Origin of the sequence: Rossellomorea pakistanensis, from assembly GCF_016908495.1 — a bacterium.
In the GTDB taxonomy this organism is placed as follows: domain Bacteria; phylum Bacillota; class Bacilli; order Bacillales; family Bacillaceae_B; genus Rossellomorea; species Rossellomorea pakistanensis.
The window spans coordinates 995,559-1,015,703 of sequence record NZ_JAFBDZ010000002.1 but is presented as its reverse complement, the minus strand read 5'-3'; the positions used below and the strand labels follow the sequence as shown (position 1 = coordinate 1,015,703).

The window sequence follows — 20,145 nt, the reverse complement described above, 5'->3', positions numbered from 1 at the left end:
TCCTAATGATGATCTACTTCATAGGACTAGTTCATACTATTATTCTATTAACTTAGACTATCGATAATGCTTTCTAATGTTTTCCCATTCTCAGTTGACTTCGGATGGTTTTCGTGTGGTACTGTTGGATTTTCTTTTAGGAAGTTTTGTTTGATATAGTTCATGTCAATCATATCAATCGTACCGTCAAAGTTGATATCTCCCTTTCGATCGTTTGTACCCCAATGCTCTTCTAGATAGATCGCATCAAGAATATCGATCACATGGTCTTTGTTCACATCTCCAGCACTGGCTGTCTTTTTATCAATAAATTTCTTTTCTCCTACGTTACCTTCTAAACCAATGTAGAAGGACTTGTGTACAGTAAAATGTCCAGGAATATCAAATTCTAATTTTAATGTTTCTCCTGTGGATGGCAGTGAACCCACTTCAAACTCAGGCTCTTCCAGTACTTTCCCTGGATATTGATTGCCTTCCTCATCCATAACCTTGACTGTAGCACCCATTGTGGAATAATCAAATAGCTGTACAGGTCCAGATGCTGAAACTTCATAGACTGCTTCTCCATTCATGGTACCCAGAATTTGAGAACTCGGAGCATTAATTTTAAATGATGGATCTACTCGTCCGCTAGCCGTTTTCACATCAGATAGGTTCGTAAAGTCGGCTTTTGTTAGATACACTTTTGCATAGTCATTATAATAGTTATCATTTTTCACTTCTGCTTTTAATTGAAGCAGAGAGAGTACATCTTCTGCAGTCCAAGTTGTATTCTTGGCTTGTAAGGTCACCTTCATTGTACCATTTTCATTGGTTACTTCTGCATCGAAGCGATCCTTCATTGTTTCAACAAGAGCAATTTCAGTAAATGATAGCACTTTCGGGTCATATTTGAATTCTAATTCTGCTTTTTTAAATACCCCTTGATTTTCAGCATTTACATCGAATGTGATCGTTTCTCCTTGTGTCACTTCTTTTTGATTTGCGATACTTGTTACATATGGTGAACCTTTTTTAACAAAATAGTACTGGAAGGATGCGGATTTATTCCCTACATGATCTGTGGAGTAAAATTCAACAGGCAGCACTTTAAAATAGCTTGGTATCGTACTTCTTTCAAAAGTGAAATTCCCTTCAGCATCAATAGGCAGTCGTGATGGATGATTGGTGTTGTATTGATAATAGACCGTGTTAATTGCTTGTGTGATATCGGAACCGGCTGCTATTAAATCTTTTATTGCTTGATCCGTAACATTACCATTGATGTCGATTGCAGGATCTGGACTGTCAGGATCCACTTCGATGACGGTATGAGCTAAATTCGTTGTCAATTCAGGCTTTGAATTATCAACCGTAATCGGTTTTTCAATAATGATTTGTTTTCCATTTTCTCTCGTAAAGACAAACTTCACCTTATACGTACCCGGTTTTACTTCAGTTGGTTCCATTGCTTCAACTTGTTCGGCTGTGGCTCCAAGAGGATAATAATCTCCATTGAAGAAAGGGTTTATTTTAATATCTTTACCTTCAGGCATTCCAATACCTTCGTAATAGCCAATATATCCGATATCTTCTGAGTTTGTATCTGCTAAGAAAATATCAAGTGAGCGCATGTGAGAATTTAATTTTAAATTAGCAGAAGCAAAGCTGTTGTAGTTAAAATTCCCGTTATTGATTGTGGTAATTCCTGAACTAATATTCAGATATTCAACCCCATCTTTTACCTTCCGTATACTAAACGGAATTTGATATTCCTCTGAAGGATCATCTTCATTCACATAACGGATATACCCTTCATAGTAACCGTCTTTAGCTGTTTTAGGGACATTCAAGAATACGTTTGTATTCTTTCTCTTTCCTGCTTTTACTTTAAGATTAGTATCAAAGGTTAGCTGAATTCCATTTTCTGAAGCGTCAAGAGAGTGGTTTGTAAACTCTATACTTCCATTAAACGTTTTGGTTTTTCCCCCGGAATTTTCAATCAAGATCGTCCGTTGATCTCTGAGTGAATGACCTTCGTGCTGCAAACTAAAGCTCATACCACCGGTCAGTTCATCAATCATCACTTCCTCGCCATTTAGTAAGGTTTTTGTCTCATCAATGACCTGGAAATTCATCTCTGATTGAACGGCTTCATAAGCATCGATTCGTCCGGCTCCCACATCAAAAACACTGTATTCTCCTGCCATTTCACCTGCAGTATTCATAAGAGACGTTTTAATATCAGATGGAGTAGATTTTGGATTGTTTTCAAGCATTAACGCTGCCACACCCGCTACTTGTGGAGCCGCCATAGAGGTTCCTGATAATCGGGCATAACCATATTCGTACTGTCCTTTATATTTCTCACCGCGTAAATAAGGAGGAACCGTTGACATAATATCCAGCCCTGGTGCTGTCACCTCTGGCTTAATATCATACGTAAATAAGGCCGGTCCTCGCGAGCTGAAATAGGAAAGTGAATCTTCTGGGAAAATCACTTCTTTTTCTTGGGTTGTAAACGTATATTGTGCTTTTTCGTTCTGTAAAATTTCTTTAAACGCTTTTCCTTGCTCTCCACTAAGAATATAGGCATACGTATTATCTATGGATACTGCCATTTTATCTCCGATGAAGCCGTTATATGTACCGTAAATAAATACAGCCGCTGCTCCATGTTGTTTTGCTAACCTGACTTTTTCATAAGTCCGATTCGTCCCAGTCGAAACCAGGGCAATCTTTCCGTTTACATCGATATTATTAAAATCAGTTTCCAGTCCTTTACCAACGTCTATAATATCAAATGTTTTTCCTTCTAATGTTCTAGGATCTTCACCATAGCCATGTGTAGAGTAACGTATTTCAGAATCTACTTCTGTACTGCTGCTTTTAAAAGTTCCTGTATAATTAAACTCTGCAACTTCTGGATTACTGGAACCAACTGTAATCCCAAGTGCTGAAGCAGCAGGAGTTCCGAGAGTATACTCTCCTCCACCTTCATTACCAGCTGCTAATACACATGTAACGCCTGATAATACAGCATTATTAATCGCGATGGCTACAGGAGAATATGGATCGTTGGAATTTGCACTCAGTGACAGGTTAATAATATCCATCCCGTCTTCTACTGATTTTTCAATACCACTTATAATACCTTCAAAAGACCCAAAACCGTATGGACCGAGAACTCGATATACATAGAGATCCGCATCTGGAGCAACTCCTTTAGTTGCGTAATTCGAGTCCGCTTTACCCTTTCCAGCTAGAATACCAGAAACGTGGGTTCCGTGGAATGTAATATAATCCGAAGCAGACCCTCCTGGCTTCCCGGCTTTTACCCAATCTTCGTATGTCGTCTCCATTGGATCATTATCATCATCTACAAAGTCATATCCACCTATGTAAGCATCTTTCAAATCTGGATGATTATAATCAATTCCAGTATCCAGTACACCGACTTTTATGTTTTTTCCTGTTAAACCTTCTTCATGCAGTTTGTCCACTCCCATTATTTCTTGAGGTGTTCTTCCGCTGTATGGCGACGTATTCGTATTTTCTTGAGTTGGTTCGATTAACTGTACTTGTTTATTTTCGAAAACACTTTTAACTACTTCAGATTGAAGCAAGGTTTCGACTTGATTTGCCGGTAATGTCAATGCAACACCATTGAATGCTTGTTTGAATGTATCTTTTACTCTATGTTTTACCTTTAGTTGAGATAAGTCCTTTTTAAATTGATTATGAGAAGCTTCTAAATTATTGTTCGCTTCTTCTTTTGTCAAGGTCCTTCCTTTAAGCTTTTCGAGCATAATAGCGGTGTTTGCAGTATGCTGCTTAAACTCGACAATAACCGAAATTTCATCTGAGCTGTTCAGATTCGTCTCAGGTGAGATATTTAGTTCTGGTTTGCTAGTTGTATTCAAATCTTGAAGTGCTTTTCTCTGCTCTGGCGATAATTCCTTCAAAAACTGATCGATTTTTGTTGAAGTTTCTCCGTGAACGAGGTTAGCTGGCTCCCCTGTTTGTAAAGTTTGTTCTCCATTTATATTGGATTGTGCCTCAGCATGAGAGGTCGTCATTCCGTCGACTGGATTTAATAACATGGCACTTACCGCTAGTACAGATCCCTTTATGACTATATTCTTTCTCCGTTTCATTGTTATCCCCCATCAGTCTATTTATTTTTATTAGATTATTCGTATAAGTCTAATAAAGTTTTTAATACCTTCTAAAAAACATTTACACCTCCTACCAAAACAATTTTGAAAACTTAATAACTAGCAAACTAAGATCATCATTAAATGTAATAGTTAGAGTTTTAATGGAAAAATCCCTTTATAAAATGGACTTTCCCAAATGAAAACACTCGAATTTTACAACATACATAATTCGATATGAATCTGACAATGTTTTTAAATAGATAAATTCACCCACTGAAAACAAACAAGGAAAATTTACCTACTTAATTAACACCATTTACAGTACTCGGATTATTTTGTATAATATTTCATTTCGTTTCTGTTCCAATAAGGTTAATGCTAGAGTGACGATTAATTTTCTTCTTTTATACAAAGGTTATTAACACAAACGCTAGGGACGCTGTACATGTCATCGATGGATTGCTTCATCTAGAATCAGAATTATCCATTGAAGAGCATTATTCGGATACAGCTGGTTATCAATACCTTTTTATATAAAAATTAGAATTATAACGTGTTCTATCATTGTAGACATGTACTTAACGAAAGAGTTAAAAATGACTAACGATATAAATTCGTTAGTCATTTTTAACTCTTTCACAATCGCGCCCGATCGTAATATAAGATCAGCCAGTTTTTTCTGGTTGACCTTTTTTCATATGGTCTTATGATAGCGGTAGTCGGGGTAGAACACAGCGCCCGTGGGACTTGATCCCGTCAGCAAAACTGTTCGCCCCCTACTTGTATAAACATGTTTCTGGCTGGTTGGGACGTGGATCCCGTTTAACAAGCGAACCTATGACATTACAAGGAGCTTAGGGGTTACCGACTAATTTATTTCTAGGAGGAGATTGATAGATGAATCCAGTAATCGGTCTGGATGTGTCAAAAGGAGAAAGTCAGGTACAAGCCTTTTTAGATAGAGGAAAACCGTACCGTAAAAGCTTAAGTGTTAAGTATACTCTAGATGGGTTAGATAGCGTATTAGATTACTTGGAAGAGGTTACGAGAGCAGCAGGTGGTATAAAACCTTTAGTTATCTTAGAATCGACTGGCCCTTATCATTCCCCTGTCGTGCAGTTCTTGGATGACCATAAATATGTGTATATCATGGTGAACCCTCTGGTTTCTCACCGTTCAAGAAGCGCCAATTTAAGAAAAGTAAAAACAGATCCCGTAGATGCGTACCAACTGTGTGAATTGTTCTATAAGGAAGAGTTAGAACCTCATAGAAAAAGAGGAATTCAGCTTTCAAATTTGAGAATTTAACGAGACAACAGGAAGCCATTTCGAGCGTCACTTCTCAAACAAAGCTACAATTACATTCTCTATTGGATCAAGTATTCCCAGAATATCGAGGTGTTTTTGGCAACCTATATTCTAAAGTCTCATTAAAAGTACTTGAAGCATTTCCTACTTCAGAGTCTGTTTTAAAAATTTCCTTTACGGATTTTACAAATATGATTTCGTCATTATGTAGTAGTCGATCAGATCAATGGGCGAAAGAGAAAGTAGAGAAACTAATTGAGGCGGCTAGAAGAAATCCATTTCAACAACATATGTATGACAGTCACATCTTTAACTTAAAGATATTAATCAGCATTATTCTTCAATACGAAGAGCATCTATCGAAGTTAGCAGCTGAAATAGATGCCCTCGCTAAAGAAATTGAAGAATATAAGATTATCCAATCTATCCCTGGTATCGGAGAAAAGATTGCGGCAACAATCATCTCAGAGATTGGAGAGCATTCATTCATTAGATCGTTTTGGTCGAAATAAGGAAGAGATTTTGCAGGAATGGAATGACATTACAAAGAATATTGAGGCGGACATTGTGATCTTGGATATGCCTTTGTTAGACACCACGCAATTTAAGGATGGTTTTGGAACCTTCATCGCTGATTTGGTATTGCAGATTCTTTCCTGGATGGAACAAGAGAAACGGGACAGGATTCGAAAACGGCAGCGTGAAGGAATTGATGCAGCGATTAAGAATGGTGTTACCTTTGGCCGACCGAAATCTACTATTACAGAAGTGTTCAAACAAGTCTATACTCGTTGGAAATCAGGAGAGATAACCGCGGTAAAAGCCATGGAAGAAGCAGGTGTAAAAAAGACGACCTTTTATAAACTGGTAAAGGAGTATGAAACAAGGTGAGGTTTAGTTATGAAAAGATTATATCTTCGTGATTTAAATGTTAATGTTATAAGTTTGTTGCAAATAAATAATGAACTATTTACAGGAAATATAACAGAGGCGTTCTTTGGAACACAATTTTGAATGAAAAAGACAAAAAAGATAACATTTCACTCAAAATATTACCCACTAATAAATGTTCTAAATCGGCGAAAATCAACCAACCTTTTAGGTAAAATTATTAGGCTGTCAACGAATCGACAGCCTAATGTTTTCGTCTTTGGTTTAAAATAGTATTTAAAATTGTTAATGTATTGCTAATCGATCATTCATTTTTTATTTTTGTATTTTATATGATTGAATACACTTGTTGAATTCCAGACATTTAACCCAACATATCCCTCTGTAAATGTATGATCTGTTGTATCTATGACAAGCTTTTTATCCAGGTACACCTTAATATTTTGGCCTTCGGTAACTACTTTCAAATGATAAGGAGTGTTTGTTTTTAAGTTTAATTTTCCATTATCATTGTAAATAGTAAGATCGGTAGCTTTTCCGTCTACAACCTTAACCAATTTCACAACGTTGTTACGTACATCAACGTTGGCAAAATATGCATTTTTAACCGTTGTATCTGAACGGAAGACTAACGCACCGGCACCAATCGGATTATTAACTGTGTCCTTATTCGGATCATCTGGGTGTGAGTCAGAATCAAGTACTTTTATGTCCGCTTCATACGAAAAGTCACTTCCTGTTTCATTTGAAAGAATGAAGGCGTCTCCGACACTTTGACCTTGTTTACCAGCAATGGTGTCAGCCCAAGAACCGCTAATGGTTGTCCATTCCGAAAGCTGTGTTTTAACAGGACTTTTTCCCCAGATCGACTTTAATGGGTATATTTCAAGTGATTTTAGAGTTACGTCGCCGCCTTTACTGTACAGTTCCAAACCATTACTTGATTCATGAGGGAATATTTGATCCGTAATGACGCTTACTCCGTTATTCCCAAACACTTCTACGGATGATCGATCCACGAAGATATGCATTTTCACAGTTCCATCAGTAGGACGTGACGGTGCTTCATGCTTTCCCTTTACATTCCTTCCAAAATCAAAGCTTCCAGAATTCGTACGGTCTACAAATAGCTTCTGCTCGTTTACATCATACCCGATCGCTGTATGTTCATAAGTGTCACCATGCTTAACATTCCCTTTGCGAACTTTAAAGCCAAACTCGTTTGCTTTTGAGTTTGAAATATCAAACTCCGCAATAATCTCAAATGTTTTTCCAGATAACCCTGAAAGAAGATCGGTGTTACCGGAAATCACTTGATTCTCGAATGTTGTTTTTTCTCGGTGTTTACGAATCCCCTGTAACACTGGTGTCTGTTTTAAACGTAATCCCTCTTCTGTATTTGTTAACTCTAGTTTTCGAGGCAATGACATCGAGCTTCTCCATGTTGATGTTGGTGTATGATTTGCATACTGCCAGTTACTCATCCACGAAAGCCAGTAATTTTCTCCATTTTCACCTTCAAGGTTACTCCACTCAACCCCTGCGTAAAAATCGGCGCCATAGTCAGACCATAAAACTTTTTCGGGCGGGTTATGACTTGTAAATGTTTTTCCGTCAAAATCACCAACAAAATATTGCATACCCGATCCACCCGCTGTAGCACCATCGCTTATACTTACTTGAAGAACCCATTTTGTATCGTTTGGATCACCATCAATCGGTAATTTAAACAATGCAGGGCATTCCCAAATTCCATTGTTGCTACCGTAAGTAGATGGTACCCAGTCACCAGCGACGGTGTTCCAGTTGGTTAGCTTTCCTCTTTCTCTTTGTTCCACTTCTTCAGGCTCTTGCACTACCTTGTCCACTTCTGGAGGCATTTCGCCTGTATTATACACGTTAACATCATCGATATTAATATGGCCCCAGCCCCCTGTAGCATTGTCGACCACCTTAATATATACCACTTCTCCTAAAAAATTTGACGCGTCCCACACATAACGGCGATACTGTTCATCAGCAAATTTCGTATTTGCCTGGCGAATTAATTCTTTGTCATCAGAAGCTCTTATTAACGCAACATAGCGGTTAGAAATGTCATTACCACCACCGATTAATAAATTTATTTCACCGGAACCGCTAAGCTTAAAGTAAGAAGAATGCAATTCCCCTGTCGCATCGTCCCCTTTATGTTTGTCAGAAAACCCCCATAAATGATATTTTCCTTGTTGTTCAAAGAACCCGCCCCAATAGGAAGTTGTGTCAGTCACATGATCGTTTGTAAACGCCTCTCCTCTTACTGCCCTCCACCCGGACAAATCTCCTGTTTCAAAATCATGGTTTGGAATATTCTTTGCATCTGTTACGATGTACTTACTCAATTGAACATTTTGGAATAGAGTTGAAGAATTCCTGATTTTCAAACCGAGAAACCCGCTTGAAAATGTTGAATCATTCACATCGTGAATAAGTGTGTCGTCTAAATATACTTTGATATTTTCACCTGAAGCACTAACCTTTAGATGATATGTTTGATCTGTTTTGATCTCAATACTTTTTTCAGTAATAACAGAGTTATTTCCGTTTTCCATTTTCATAAGTTTAATCGAATCATTTAAAGCGTCCACGCTAGCAATATATCCATTTTTTGCATCAGCGTCTGCTCGGAAAACGAGCGCCCCTCCAACTTCGCCACCAGTACCTTCAACTTTAATATCAGCCTCATAAATAAATTGTTCCACACTTTTTTTACTCATGATAAAAGCATTACCATTTGAGCTTCCATTTTTTCCGTTGATGGTGTCTTTCCATGTACCATTTACTGCTTTCCATCCAGACAAATTCGTTATAAAGTTCGACTTGTTTTGGAATTTGACATTACGGAATACGGCAGTTGAATTCCATGCTGTTAATCCAAATTGTCCGTTAACAAAGGACGAATCTGTTCCTTCGACAACTAATTCACCATTTAAGAAGACTTTTAAGTGACTTGAAACGGCTTCGACCTTGACATGATAGGTTTTAGAGGTTTCCAAATTGATCGATTTTGAAGCAATTTCTACTATTTCACCATTAACGGTTTTGTTTAAAGTTACAGTATTCTTTTCTGCATCTATTTGGGTGAAATATGCATTGGTTACATCTTTATCAGAACGGAAAACAAGTCCTCCCGCACCTTTCCGACCATTCTTTTCGACAAGAGTGATATCACCTTCATAAATAAAGGATCCGCCTCTTTGAGGAGATAATGTATACGAGTAGGTGTCAGGTTGACCATTTGCCTGAATACCGCCGTCAGGGCCAAACTCACTCGCATACTCCCAATGTTTCAAATCAGGTGAAGTATAAAACATTATTTTATTTTTAGCAGCTAAGGACATAACCCACTTGGTTGTTTCTTCATGCCAGAAAACTTTTGGATCACGCCAATCAGCTACTGGCGAGTTAGGCATTACTGGATTTCCTTCGTATTTTGTCCATGTTCTTCCTTTGTCATTGCTGTAGGCGATGCTTTGTACTTGACCTTGTTCCCCAGCATGTGTGAAAATCGCAACCATCGCTTCTTTTCCAAAACCAGCCGTATTGTTCCAGTCAATCACCGCGCTTCCTGAGAAAATTGCGCCATTTTCATCGGGAGATAAGGCAATCGGAAGGTGTTTCCAATGTACAAGGTCCTCACTTACAGCATGTCCCCAATGCATTGGACCCCAGGTGCGACCATAAGGGTGGTATTGATAAAATAAGTGATATTCACCTTTGTAATACACCATTCCATTTGGATCATTCATCCAGTTCGCTTCAGGGGAAAAGTGGAATTGATTACGATATTGTTCATTGTAATATCCTGGATCCTCCACGGTGGCGAAAGTACTGAATGGCAATGTTAACAAAATTACAATTGCCAAGAATAAAGGTATTTTTTTCTTCAATAAATCCCCAACCTTTCAAATTCGGTTTTCCGAAATCTATACAGAATGACCGCGTATACGATCTAGAAGAACTGCTGCCACAATAACGGCACCTTTTACAACCAGCTGCCAATAATAGTTGACGTCCATTAGGGTTAAGCCATTACTGATAACCCCCATTATTAAAACTCCGATAATGGTTCCTTGGATTTTTCCAACTCCGCCTGTAAAACTCGTTCCACCTAGAATAACTGCTGCTATTGCATCTAGCTCATACATTTGTCCCGCGGTTGGCTGGCCAGAGTATAACCGTCCTGCTAATACAACACCACCTAAACCAGCCAATAGACCACTAATGGAATAAACATTGATTAATGTTCTGTCAACTTTAATACCTGTTAAGCGTGCCGCTTCTTCGTTTCCACCGATCGCATATATATGGCGGCCAAACATTGTATATTTCAATACGAAAAACATAGCTACATAAACAAGGAGCATGATATAGATAGGTGTCGGAACTCCAAAGATACTTCCAGCTCCAACGAACTGAAAGGTTTCTGATTGTAAAGCAATCGGATATCCACCGCTTATGACATATGCTAAACCTCGTACATATGTAAAACTCCCAAGTGTTACAATAAATGCGGGCAATTTTGTTTTGGCTGTAAAAAAACCATTAATAAGTCCAACAGTATAACCTACCAATGCCCCTGTCAGCATAGCAATGATTGGATTAACTCCAGCTGCTGAAGCCATCACTGAAACGACTCCTGAAAGGGCTACAGTTGAACCTACAGATAAATCAATTCCACCAGTTAATATGATAATTGTCATCCCTGCAGCTAAAATTGCAATGATTGAAACTTGCTTTAATACATTTAAAATATTGGACACTTCTAAAAAGTTCGGTGCCGTAAATGACAGTACAATGCACAATAAGACTAAAATGATGATCATGCCAAGGCGGTTCCATACAGCAAGCAGGCTTTGTCCTATTCTCAGGCCTTCTGTACTTGACACCGTTTGAGTGCTTACTTTTCCCTTCATATTGTTTTACTCCCTCCTGTAGCTAAGTACATGATCCTTTCTTGATTCGCCTCCTCTTTGGACAATTCACCTTTCAACTTCCCTTCGTTCATCACAAGAATGCGATCACTGACTCCTAAAACTTCTGGTAGTTCTGATGAAATCATTAAAACGGCAAGTCCTTCATCTGCAAGTTTAGAAATAATTTTATGAATTTCTGTTTTTGCACCGATATCTACACCACGCGTGGGTTCATCTAGAAGCAAAACCTTAGGGGCAATCGATAACCATCTGGCAATAACGACTTTTTGTTGATTACCGCCACTCAAATTTGCAACAAGCTGTACAGGTGTAGCTGCCTTTATTCCTAACTCTTTTATAAACTGATCGGCAAACGTATCAATTTTGTTCCAGCTGACAAGTCCGGCTTTACTACATTTTTTAAGTTCAGCCATTAAAATATTTTCTTTTACAGACATGGTTAAAAATAATCCTTGTTCCTTTCTGTTTTCAGGTACATGTGCAATACCCTGAGAGATAGCATCAATCGGGGAGTTTATTTCTACACGCTGTCCTTCTACGTAAATTTCGCCATTTTTTAATTCTGAAACACCAAAAACGGCTCGGACTAATTCTGTTCTGCCTGCACCTACTAATCCTGCCAAGCCAACGATTTCACCCGGAAAGATTTTAAAAGAGACATTCTTTACAATGGTGTTGTCTGAGATATTTCTTAACTCAAGTACTGGTTGAACCGATTTTTTTGAATTCGGTGTAGTGGAGGATGGATGACGTTGGAATAATTCCTTTAAATTACGACCGACCATTAGCCTTACGAGATGATCCTGACTCGTCTGTTCAATTAACCCGCTATCTATCCATCGCCCGTCTCGTAATACTGTGTAACGATTTGAAATTTTAAATATTTCATCCATTCGATGTGAAATATAGACAATCGAAACGCCTTGTTTCTTTAAATCCTCTACAATTTTGAATAATTTAGTCGTTTCTTTATCTGTTAAAGAGGCTGTTGGCTCATCCATTATTAGTACTTCCGCTTTATGGGATAATGCACGTGCTATCTCAACCATTTGTTGTTGAGCGATGCTTAAAGTAGAAACGAATGCACGTGGATTAAGGTTGGAGCCCATCGAGTTTAACACCTTCTGTGCGCGTTCATGAACCTCCTCCCACTTAACCAAGCCTAAGCGGTTTCTTGGAAATTTTGATCCCATTAGTATATTTTCACTAATTGTTAAGTTAGAGGAGAGGCTTAGCTCTTGGTGTATTACACTGATTCCTTTGTTTCGAGCATCAGTTGGGCCCCTCCAGGAAATTTGTTCGCCTTTATAAAAAATAGTTCCATCGTTTTCATCCGGGGTATAAATACCGGATAGGATTTTCATTAAAGTTGACTTACCAGCACCATTTTCCCCCATTAATGCATGGACTTCTCCAGGATAAAGTTGAATTTTCACATTATCTAAAACCGTTACCCCTGAAAATGTCTTACTGATGTTTTTCATTTCTAAAACAGGGATTTTTACTTCTTGTTTACTACCTCTAATAAATTCTTGAACATGCATATGATCGTATCACCCTTTTTTCTTTTGAAAATGCGATTCCGAATAAGAACCGCATTTTCAATATAAGAATGTATGTTTTTGCTTCTTCAACCAATTCAATCTATTTTAACTTCTCACTTTTCCCTACAAGAGAGGTTACCACCCTTGATAGGAATTTAAGTTTTCTTGTGTAACAAGATCAACAGGAACTTTGACAAGCTCCTCGACCTTTTCACCGTCTAAGACTTTCAATCCGGTTTCAACCGCTTTTTTCACCATCTGATCGGGATGTTGAGCTGAAGTTGCAGCAATGGTACTTCCTTCTTTCTTCATTGCTTTTATAGCTTGCGGAGCACCGTCAACCCCAACGATAAAGAATTCATCAGTGCGGCCTGCTTGTTTTTGAGCAATCTCTACACCGATCGCTTCAGGATCATTGATTGCAAATACAGCGTCAATCGTACCTTCTGGATTTGCTTGAAGAATACTCTCCATAACTGTTAAAGCTTTTCCGCGGCTACCTTCCCCATTTTGCTTGGCAATAACTTTGATATTTGAGTTTTCGATTGCATCTTCAAATCCTTGTATGCGATTTGTAACGGCTGAAACTGGAGGTCCGTCAATGATGACAATGTTTCCTTCTCCGCCTAATTGTTCAATCACATATTCTCCTGCTAGTTTACCAGCTTGATAGTTATCCGAGGTCACTGTCGCGTTAACTCCACCTTTTGCGTTAACGTCAACTGCAATTACTGGAATCCCTGCGGCTTTTGCTTGCTGAACCGCACCAGCAATCCCCTTCGAATCAACTGCATTTAATAGTATTAAATCTACCTTTTTCGTAATAAAGTTTTCAATTTGAGATATTTGTTTTGCTAAGTCATAATCCGCACTTTCAACAATTACTTCTGCACCCAGTTTCTTTCCAGCCTCTTTAACACCTTCACCCATTGAAACAAAGAATGGGTTGGCTAATGTACCGACGGTTAATGCAATAGTTAACGAATTATCACTGTTTTTTCCTGGTTCATTAGATGAAGTATCGTTAGAAGCTGGACCAGCACTGCTACAAGCGGTCATTAATGCGATTACAATCACTAAAAAAAATGAAAATAATGGTTTGGTATATTTTTTCACTATGTACCCTCCTTAGGCTGATAAAAATTTTAAAAAGATCAAATACAACAGACAATGTTACCGCTTACAAACTTACCTATTGTATCACCTCCTAAAGATGGTATTGGTACCAACAAGTAACCACATCCTGTTATCGATTTAACACCTTTTAAAGTTTAAAAGTTCTTTCTGAATGCTTGTGGAAGATTTTAATTTATTTTGGTAAGTTTTGACTGAATTTGATTATAATATAGCCTGGTTTTAATGTCAATATATTTTAAATTATCTGAAAAATTTATTGAGTGCTGATATATAAACAACAAAAATAATTTTGGTTTTTCAACACACATTAGTGTATTGATCGGAAATGCTTAATAATAGCTGAAAATGATTGATAGTTGAAAGGGCTTACGTTATGATTAAATCATGGAATTACGAATATTCTAAACAACAGGCTGGAGGTGGGTACTATGCTGACCCCGGAAAGACACCTTATTATTTTGGAACTATTAGAAGGAAAAAAAGTTGTTAAAATACAAGAATTAGCCGAAGCGACGTCATCATCGGAGTCGACCATACGAAGAGATTTAAGTCAACTCGAAAAACAAAGTAAGCTAAAACGAATCCATGGTGGGGCATCCCTTTTACAACGGATAGGAGAAGAACTTAGTGTTATTGAGAAATCAACGAAAAATATTGGAGAAAAAGACCGAATTGCTAAGTATGCCGCGTCCCTTGTCCGTGAAGGACACTGTATTTATTTAGATGCTGGTACGACAACCTTTCAAATGATTCCGTATTTGACAGCAAAAAATATAATTGTTGTTACAAATGGTTTAACCCATCTTGAAGCTTTAATAGAAAAAAATGTTAAAACTTATCTAATTGGGGGTTATGCAAAACAAAAAACAAGAGCTTTAATAGGAAGTGGGGCAATAACTAGCTTACAAAATTATCGTTTTGACAGTTGCTTCATGGGTGTTAATGGAATTCACCTTGAACATGGATTTACCACTCCTGATCCGGAAGAAGCATTTGTTAAAAGTTTAGCTATGCAACTATCTCAACAAGCTTATGTTGTAACAGATCATACAAAATTTAATGAAGTCACATTTTCAAAAGTTGCAGAACTTGAGGAGGCGACAATTATTACAAATGAAATTGAAAACGATTTATTAAATGAATTTTTGGAGAAAACAACCGTCCTTACAGCTTTACATTTACAACATTTTAGTCAAAATTCATAAAATTGACTTGTTAAATTTTTCACCCTGATCTAACGATTCATAAGGGTACTAAATAATAAATATCCCAAAAACATAGTAACGTTACCTTAAGTTTCACATGTTGTTAAGGTAAGGTGCGGATTTTTGTTTTTTTACAATTAAGTGAAGGAAACCCCTCCTTCCTCTTGTTTAGTATTGGTTACTAAAGAACCCCCCGTATCTATTTTGATAAGGGGGGTAATAAACTGTTATTTAAAATCAATTCTAAGGCGAAAAATTAAAGTGATTCTCTTACAATTAATTCAGGATCCAACCTAACGTGAACTGGTTCTGTTTTAGGATCACGGATACGGTTTATAATTGATTCCGCTTTTAGCAATCTCTTTTTTGTACCTCTTCCCCGGTCTTACGTTCAATCATGGATAGAATCCATATGCTTAATTTCTACATTTTCAAAAATAGCACTACCCCCTTCAGAGAAAAGAGTAATACCTTGATCCTTTTGGGGAGGAAAAACCAGATTGGAATGGGTAACTTTCCCATCACCGACAAATACTTCAATACTTGTTTTGTCAACTAGTATCTTCAAATGAACATACCTTTTATTCTTATCTATCGGTGCCCGGCTTTCCAGCATTTGATTGGTCTCATCGGGATGATTTGTAAAACCGCGGTTTACATAGGAGTACCCGCCTTCTGGAAAAATCCCAACATCGATATGACGAGTTCGGTCGCTGGATTCCCTGATTCTAATCCCAACATTCCTAAGTTCTGACCAGTGGATATCTGCTTCTAACTGATAGACATCCCCCTTGGTTTCAAGTTCCTTTGAACCTTCAACTTTGAGTTTATGATAAGTATCGGTAGACTGAATCAATTGATCAATTTCTTTTATTGGCTTGGAAGCAAGAAAATAGCGGTCTTTTTCATCACTCTTCAATTCTATTTTTCTGACAATCGAGTCCAAGCCGTTAAATCCTTCTCCTAACGTCGGGGTGTTATTCGCATACGCCCAGTTGTTCATCCATGCGAATGCATAGCGGTGATTAAGCTTATCTTTACTCCTTCCGTCTTCAAAGGTGACTCCCCCATACCAGTCAAAACCGTAGTCAAGCCACTTAGGTTCCTCATGATCTGGAACAAAGGTCTCTCCATTATAAACACCGATCCAATACGCATACGTATTTGGTTTTCCTTTTGCCTGACCGTTTGCACTAACGCCCATAACCCACTTTATGCTGCCATCATCGGCACGAAGTTGAAATAAATCGGGACACTCGATCAGTCCAATATTTTCAGTCTGGAATCCACCTGTGTAATGCCAATCTTTCAGGTTTTCTGATTCATAAAAACCAATTTTTGATCCTTCTGCCATTAACATTACCCATTTTTTTGAATGCTCTTCCCAGATGATCTTAGGGTCTCTAAAAGCATCTACTCCAGGATTGGTCATAATGGGTTCGCTTTTGTAACGGGAGAACGGTTGACCATTATCTGTACTGTACCAGAGGTATTGCTCTTGCTTACCATTGGCAGACGGCTGGGTTACAACAGCTACAAAGGCGTCTTTTCCAAAACCGGCTGTATTTTGATGATCCACCACGACAGAACCGGACCATGGATCGCCGTTTTCATTCGTGTATTTTGGAATAGCGACGCCTTCATCGTTCCAGTGGACCAGATCTTCAGAGGTCGCATGTCGCCATTCCGTGCCGTTTCCTTTGGGATAATCTTTGTTATAGAGGTAATAGTAGTGATACTTTCCATTATAATAGATGGGTCTTTGTGGGTCATTTTTCCAATTGTCAGGAACTGTGAAGTGATAGTCCGCTCGAGAGGAGTACGGCTCTTTCTCTGGATCAGGAACTGGTTTAGAATTCTCCTGTTGCGTTATGTAAAGTACAAGGGCTAAAAAAAGAAAGAAAAGGAAGGAGCTTGCCAGCCGCTTTTTCGGATGTTTTTTAAAAACCTTCATGTTTTCTTACCTCCATATCTTTTGCTTATGATAAAGAAAAAGAAAATGCCGAATGATACCGGCATTTTCTTTTCATCGAATTTTTTATTCTTAATCATGCAGTGTGAGTTGACCTTGCTGAAGTATACTATCTTCAACGACAGAAGATTTCTTACCATTGATCTTTATCTTAAAGCTTGGAGCAAATGTGGATTTGTGGTTTTCAAAGTATCCTCTGTTTGTCATATAACTAGTAACTACGGCCTCGTCCGTACCTTCTTGTGGGATGACGTAGTGCGCATAAGTCCAAGTGATATCAAATGGATCAACGTCGTGGTGAAGGACAATACCTGTTTTGTTCATTGGCTTAAATGTACCGGTCAGAGAGTTTGATACATAACCAAGCAAGTAGATATCTTCGTTATCAACACCCTCAATCGTCATCTTAGATCCGCGAGTACTTGTGAAAAGATACCATTTACCATCTTTTTTGAAAATGTTCGGTCGTTCAATTTCATCTGTTACAGTATTAGAAGCAATCAAAGGCTCCATGACTTTTTTTAGTTCATAATCGTCTGTGATTTCAATAATCCCGATAGCACCATTCGCTATCTCAGCATATTCTTTTTCTGGACTATTTAAAAGCCACTCTTGTTCGTTTTGGAAGAAATGGTTGCTTTTGCCGTAATAGGCTTGATTGTAGAGAGACGCCTTTCCAGAGTATCCATAGTCTGTTCCTGTATTTGCTTCAAATACAAGGTATTTGTCGCCATTTTCCTCAATATAGTGAGGGTCTCTGAATGTATGATTTTCCTTCCAATTTATTTTATCGCCTCCGAAAGCTTGTAGTACATTTTGATAAACGGATCCGTCGCCGCCATCAAAGATTGATTTATAATCTTCGACACCGTCCACTTGAAGAGTTCCAGCTTTTGGTTCAGAAATATTTACTTGTGCAGTTGTCAATGTTTGTTTTCCGTAAAGCTCTTTCTCTACGTTAAATTCGGTACGGTTTGTATAGAACAAGCGAATTTCCCCGTCAGAAGTTAACGTGGCTGAACCAGACCATTCTTCTGATTGATCTTTTAGGTATTTATCGTTTGCTTCGATATTATCGTTTTCGTCAAATACCCTTCCAGCATTTTTCCAAGCGTCAATTGATGTTTCATCCGCTTTTTTATAGAACAAATAAATAAATGTGTCTTCAGGAACTCCAGGTTTACCGGCTAAACCGAAAAGGATATGATAGCCTTTATATTCCGCTACAGTTCCGTCCGCGTTTTGAAGAGGCCATGTATCCCACACATCCAATTTAATTTCTTTTCCTTGTTCATTAATCCTTGTTGCGGAGGGGACGTTTTGAATAGTTGATGCGTCGAATTTTGGTACCGTGTAATCCACATCCCCATGCTGTTTGATCATAGCCTTCATATCAGCACGAGTAATATGAGAAATGCCATAGTCCTCTTTATAATCTTCTGAAGCTTTTGGTTCCGCATGAGCAAGACCGCTTCCCCCCGCTAGAATGGCTGTGCTCAGCGCTAATACCGTCGCTTGTTTAGCAAGACGTTTCAAATTCATGTTCTTCCTCCCTAGAATGTTTTTTGTCGGGCCCTGACTAATTAAAGTATAAGAGAGTTTTTGTGAAATTGGATATGAGCAATATTGATATAAATTTAGTCGTAAATTGATGAGGTGGTAAGCATAGAGAAAATAAAAAAATCCCGGGACAGACTCAATCTTTTTGAGCGTGCTCCCAGGATTCCTGATAGGCGTGCAGCAATTGTTCATAATTTAGTTCGTTTTTTATATATTGTTGGGTGGCGTGGCCGAACTCTTCCCGCACTCCTGCAGGGAAATGGATCCAATTGGCAGAGACTGTCCGTCCTTTATTGTAAAATTGCATGATTTCCTTGGCTAGCTGACCAGAGTTGTCCGCATCAATATGATCAAAAGCAGGGAGAAACTTTAATTCTTCAGTCATAAACCGCTGTCCTTGTTTCGAGTTGACCATCCAATTCAAGAACTTCTTCGCCGCTTTCTTTTTTTCTGTAGTACTTTGATTGTTGACCACCCAATAACTAGGAGTATTCACGACTAAGGGGATCTTTTCCTGCTCGTCATTTATCGGAATCGGAAACATGCCGATGTTCATATCGGGTGAACGCTGATCAATCATCGGCTGGATCCAATTGCCTTGTAAAATCATCGCTGCTTCTCCTGATGCGAACGTATGAATCTCCATGATGTAATCAGTAGATAGCGGATCATCCCCCCCGTATTTAACCGTGACATCAAGTAACTTAATAAGATCCCGGAATTTTGAATTGTTTTCAATAGTTTCCGTTCCGTTATTCAGCCCTTTTATAAAAGCAGCGGGATTGTTTTGCCGAGTAAAAGCAATATTCATCAAGTGGTCGCCTAGCTTCCATTTTTCATAATAACCGGTAGCAAATGGAGTAATTCCGGCTTTTTGTAATTTTTCTGCCGCTGCTTTTAATTCAGATAAAGTAGAAGGAAGGGATTCGATGCCGCCTTGATCAAATAAGTCTTTGTTATAAATGAACCCATACCCTTCCAAATTCATCGGCATTCCGTAAATACTGCCATCAAACTTTATCGGTGCCAGAGCATCCTCATAAGCTTCATTCACCCATGGCTGATCAGAGAGATCTGCTAAATAATTCTTCCATTTCCGCGCACTTTCATAACCTGGATTCGTGAAAATATCCGGACCATCTCCAGCCGCCATCTTGGCTTTCAAGTCGGAAAAATCATCTAGAGCACCACCCACCGTATGAACCTCGATTTCTATATTAGGGTGCTCTTCTTCATAAACACGAACCATTCTTTCAAAAGGAGAAGCGATTTCTATTTTAGGATTACGAATTTTCAGAGTTACTTTTTGTTGTTCCTTGGGCGCTTCCTCCACCGGCGAATTAGGGTGACAGGCAGAAAGAAGTAAACCCATCAAACTGATATAAAGTATCTTTTTTTTCATTCCATCACCTC

9 protein-coding genes and 3 pseudogenes are annotated in these 20,145 nt (G+C 38.4%); 4 read left to right on the top strand and 8 right to left on the bottom strand.

The features are described from left to right. Nucleotides 1-47: 47 nt before the first annotated feature. A complete protein-coding gene (locus tag JOC86_RS12595) occupies nucleotides 48-4,136 on the bottom strand; it encodes a S8 family serine peptidase (RefSeq protein WP_205173098.1) in 4,089 nt (1,362 codons plus the stop codon). 405 nt (nucleotides 4,137-4,541) lie between these two features. Here JOC86_RS12595 and JOC86_RS25325 point away from each other — a divergent pair. From JOC86_RS25325 to JOC86_RS12580, 3 pseudogenes are all read left to right on the top strand, one after another. Continuing rightward, a pseudogene (locus JOC86_RS25325) lies at nucleotides 4,542-4,658 on the top strand (Tn3 family transposase); the annotation flags it as partial. Nucleotides 4,659-5,036: 378 nt separating this feature from the next. After that, nucleotides 5,037-5,926, top strand: a pseudogene (locus tag JOC86_RS12585) (IS110 family transposase); the annotation flags it as partial. Between the two features lies 1 nt (nucleotide 5,927). Beyond that, nucleotides 5,928-6,338: pseudogene (locus JOC86_RS12580) on the top strand (recombinase family protein); the annotation flags it as partial. Between the two features lie 308 nt (nucleotides 6,339-6,646). Here the strand turns inward: JOC86_RS12580 and JOC86_RS12575 are convergent. The 4 genes from JOC86_RS12575 to JOC86_RS12560 form a co-directional block, all read right to left on the bottom strand. Next, the gene (locus tag JOC86_RS12575) at nucleotides 6,647-10,267 is read right to left on the bottom strand and encodes a GH32 C-terminal domain-containing protein (protein ID WP_205173095.1); all 3,621 of its coding nucleotides are present in this window, start codon (nucleotides 10,265-10,267) and stop codon (nucleotides 6,647-6,649) included. A 36-nt stretch (nucleotides 10,268-10,303) separates the two neighbouring features. Next, a complete protein-coding gene (locus JOC86_RS12570; protein WP_239587606.1) occupies nucleotides 10,304-11,203 on the bottom strand; it encodes an ABC transporter permease in 900 nt (299 codons plus the stop codon). A gap of 86 nt (nucleotides 11,204-11,289) precedes the next feature. After that, nucleotides 11,290-12,858: a sugar ABC transporter ATP-binding protein gene (locus JOC86_RS12565; protein WP_205173091.1), complete on the bottom strand. Its 1,569-nt coding sequence runs from the start codon at nucleotides 12,856-12,858 to the stop codon at nucleotides 11,290-11,292. A 135-nt stretch (nucleotides 12,859-12,993) separates the two neighbouring features. Further along, complete coding sequence (locus tag JOC86_RS12560) at nucleotides 12,994-13,974, bottom strand: ABC transporter substrate-binding protein (RefSeq protein WP_338021745.1); 981 nt, start codon at nucleotides 13,972-13,974, stop codon at nucleotides 12,994-12,996. 449 nt (nucleotides 13,975-14,423) lie between these two features. Here JOC86_RS12560 and JOC86_RS12555 point away from each other — a divergent pair, with 449 nt between their 5' ends. Beyond that, complete coding sequence (locus JOC86_RS12555; protein ID WP_205173089.1) at nucleotides 14,424-15,200, top strand: DeoR/GlpR family DNA-binding transcription regulator; 777 nt, start codon at nucleotides 14,424-14,426, stop codon at nucleotides 15,198-15,200. Nucleotides 15,201-15,591: 391 nt separating this feature from the next. Here JOC86_RS12555 and JOC86_RS12550 read toward each other — a convergent pair whose 3' ends face one another. The 3 genes from JOC86_RS12550 to JOC86_RS12540 form a co-directional block, all read right to left on the bottom strand. Further along, nucleotides 15,592-17,154: a glycoside hydrolase family 32 protein gene (locus tag JOC86_RS12550; RefSeq protein WP_205173088.1), complete on the bottom strand. Its 1,563-nt coding sequence runs from the start codon at nucleotides 17,152-17,154 to the stop codon at nucleotides 15,592-15,594. A gap of 90 nt (nucleotides 17,155-17,244) precedes the next feature. Then, entirely contained in the window at nucleotides 17,245-18,714 is a 1,470-nt protein-coding gene (locus JOC86_RS12545) for a glycoside hydrolase family 68 protein (RefSeq protein WP_205173087.1), read from the bottom strand. 154 nt (nucleotides 18,715-18,868) lie between these two features. Next, complete coding sequence (locus JOC86_RS12540; RefSeq protein ID WP_205173086.1) at nucleotides 18,869-20,134, bottom strand: ABC transporter substrate-binding protein; 1,266 nt, start codon at nucleotides 20,132-20,134, stop codon at nucleotides 18,869-18,871. Between the last annotated feature and the right edge of the window lie 11 nt (nucleotides 20,135-20,145).

Coding starts and splice junctions, on each gene's coding strand:
- JOC86_RS12595 (WP_205173098.1), bottom strand. CDS start 4,136: ATGAAACGGAGAAAGAATATAGTCATAAAGGGATCTGTACTAGCGGTA.
- JOC86_RS12570 (WP_239587606.1), bottom strand. CDS start 11,203: ATGATCATCATTTTAGTCTTATTGTGCATTGTACTGTCATTTACGGCA.
- JOC86_RS12565 (WP_205173091.1), bottom strand. CDS start 12,858: ATGCATGTTCAAGAATTTATTAGAGGTAGTAAACAAGAAGTAAAAATC.
- JOC86_RS12555 (WP_205173089.1), top strand. CDS start 14,424: ATGCTGACCCCGGAAAGACACCTTATTATTTTGGAACTATTAGAAGGA.
- JOC86_RS12550 (WP_205173088.1), bottom strand. CDS start 17,154: ATGAAGGTTTTTAAAAAACATCCGAAAAAGCGGCTGGCAAGCTCCTTC.
- JOC86_RS12545 (WP_205173087.1), bottom strand. CDS start 18,714: ATGAATTTGAAACGTCTTGCTAAACAAGCGACGGTATTAGCGCTGAGC.
- JOC86_RS12540 (WP_205173086.1), bottom strand. CDS start 20,134: ATGAAAAAAAAGATACTTTATATCAGTTTGATGGGTTTACTTCTTTCT.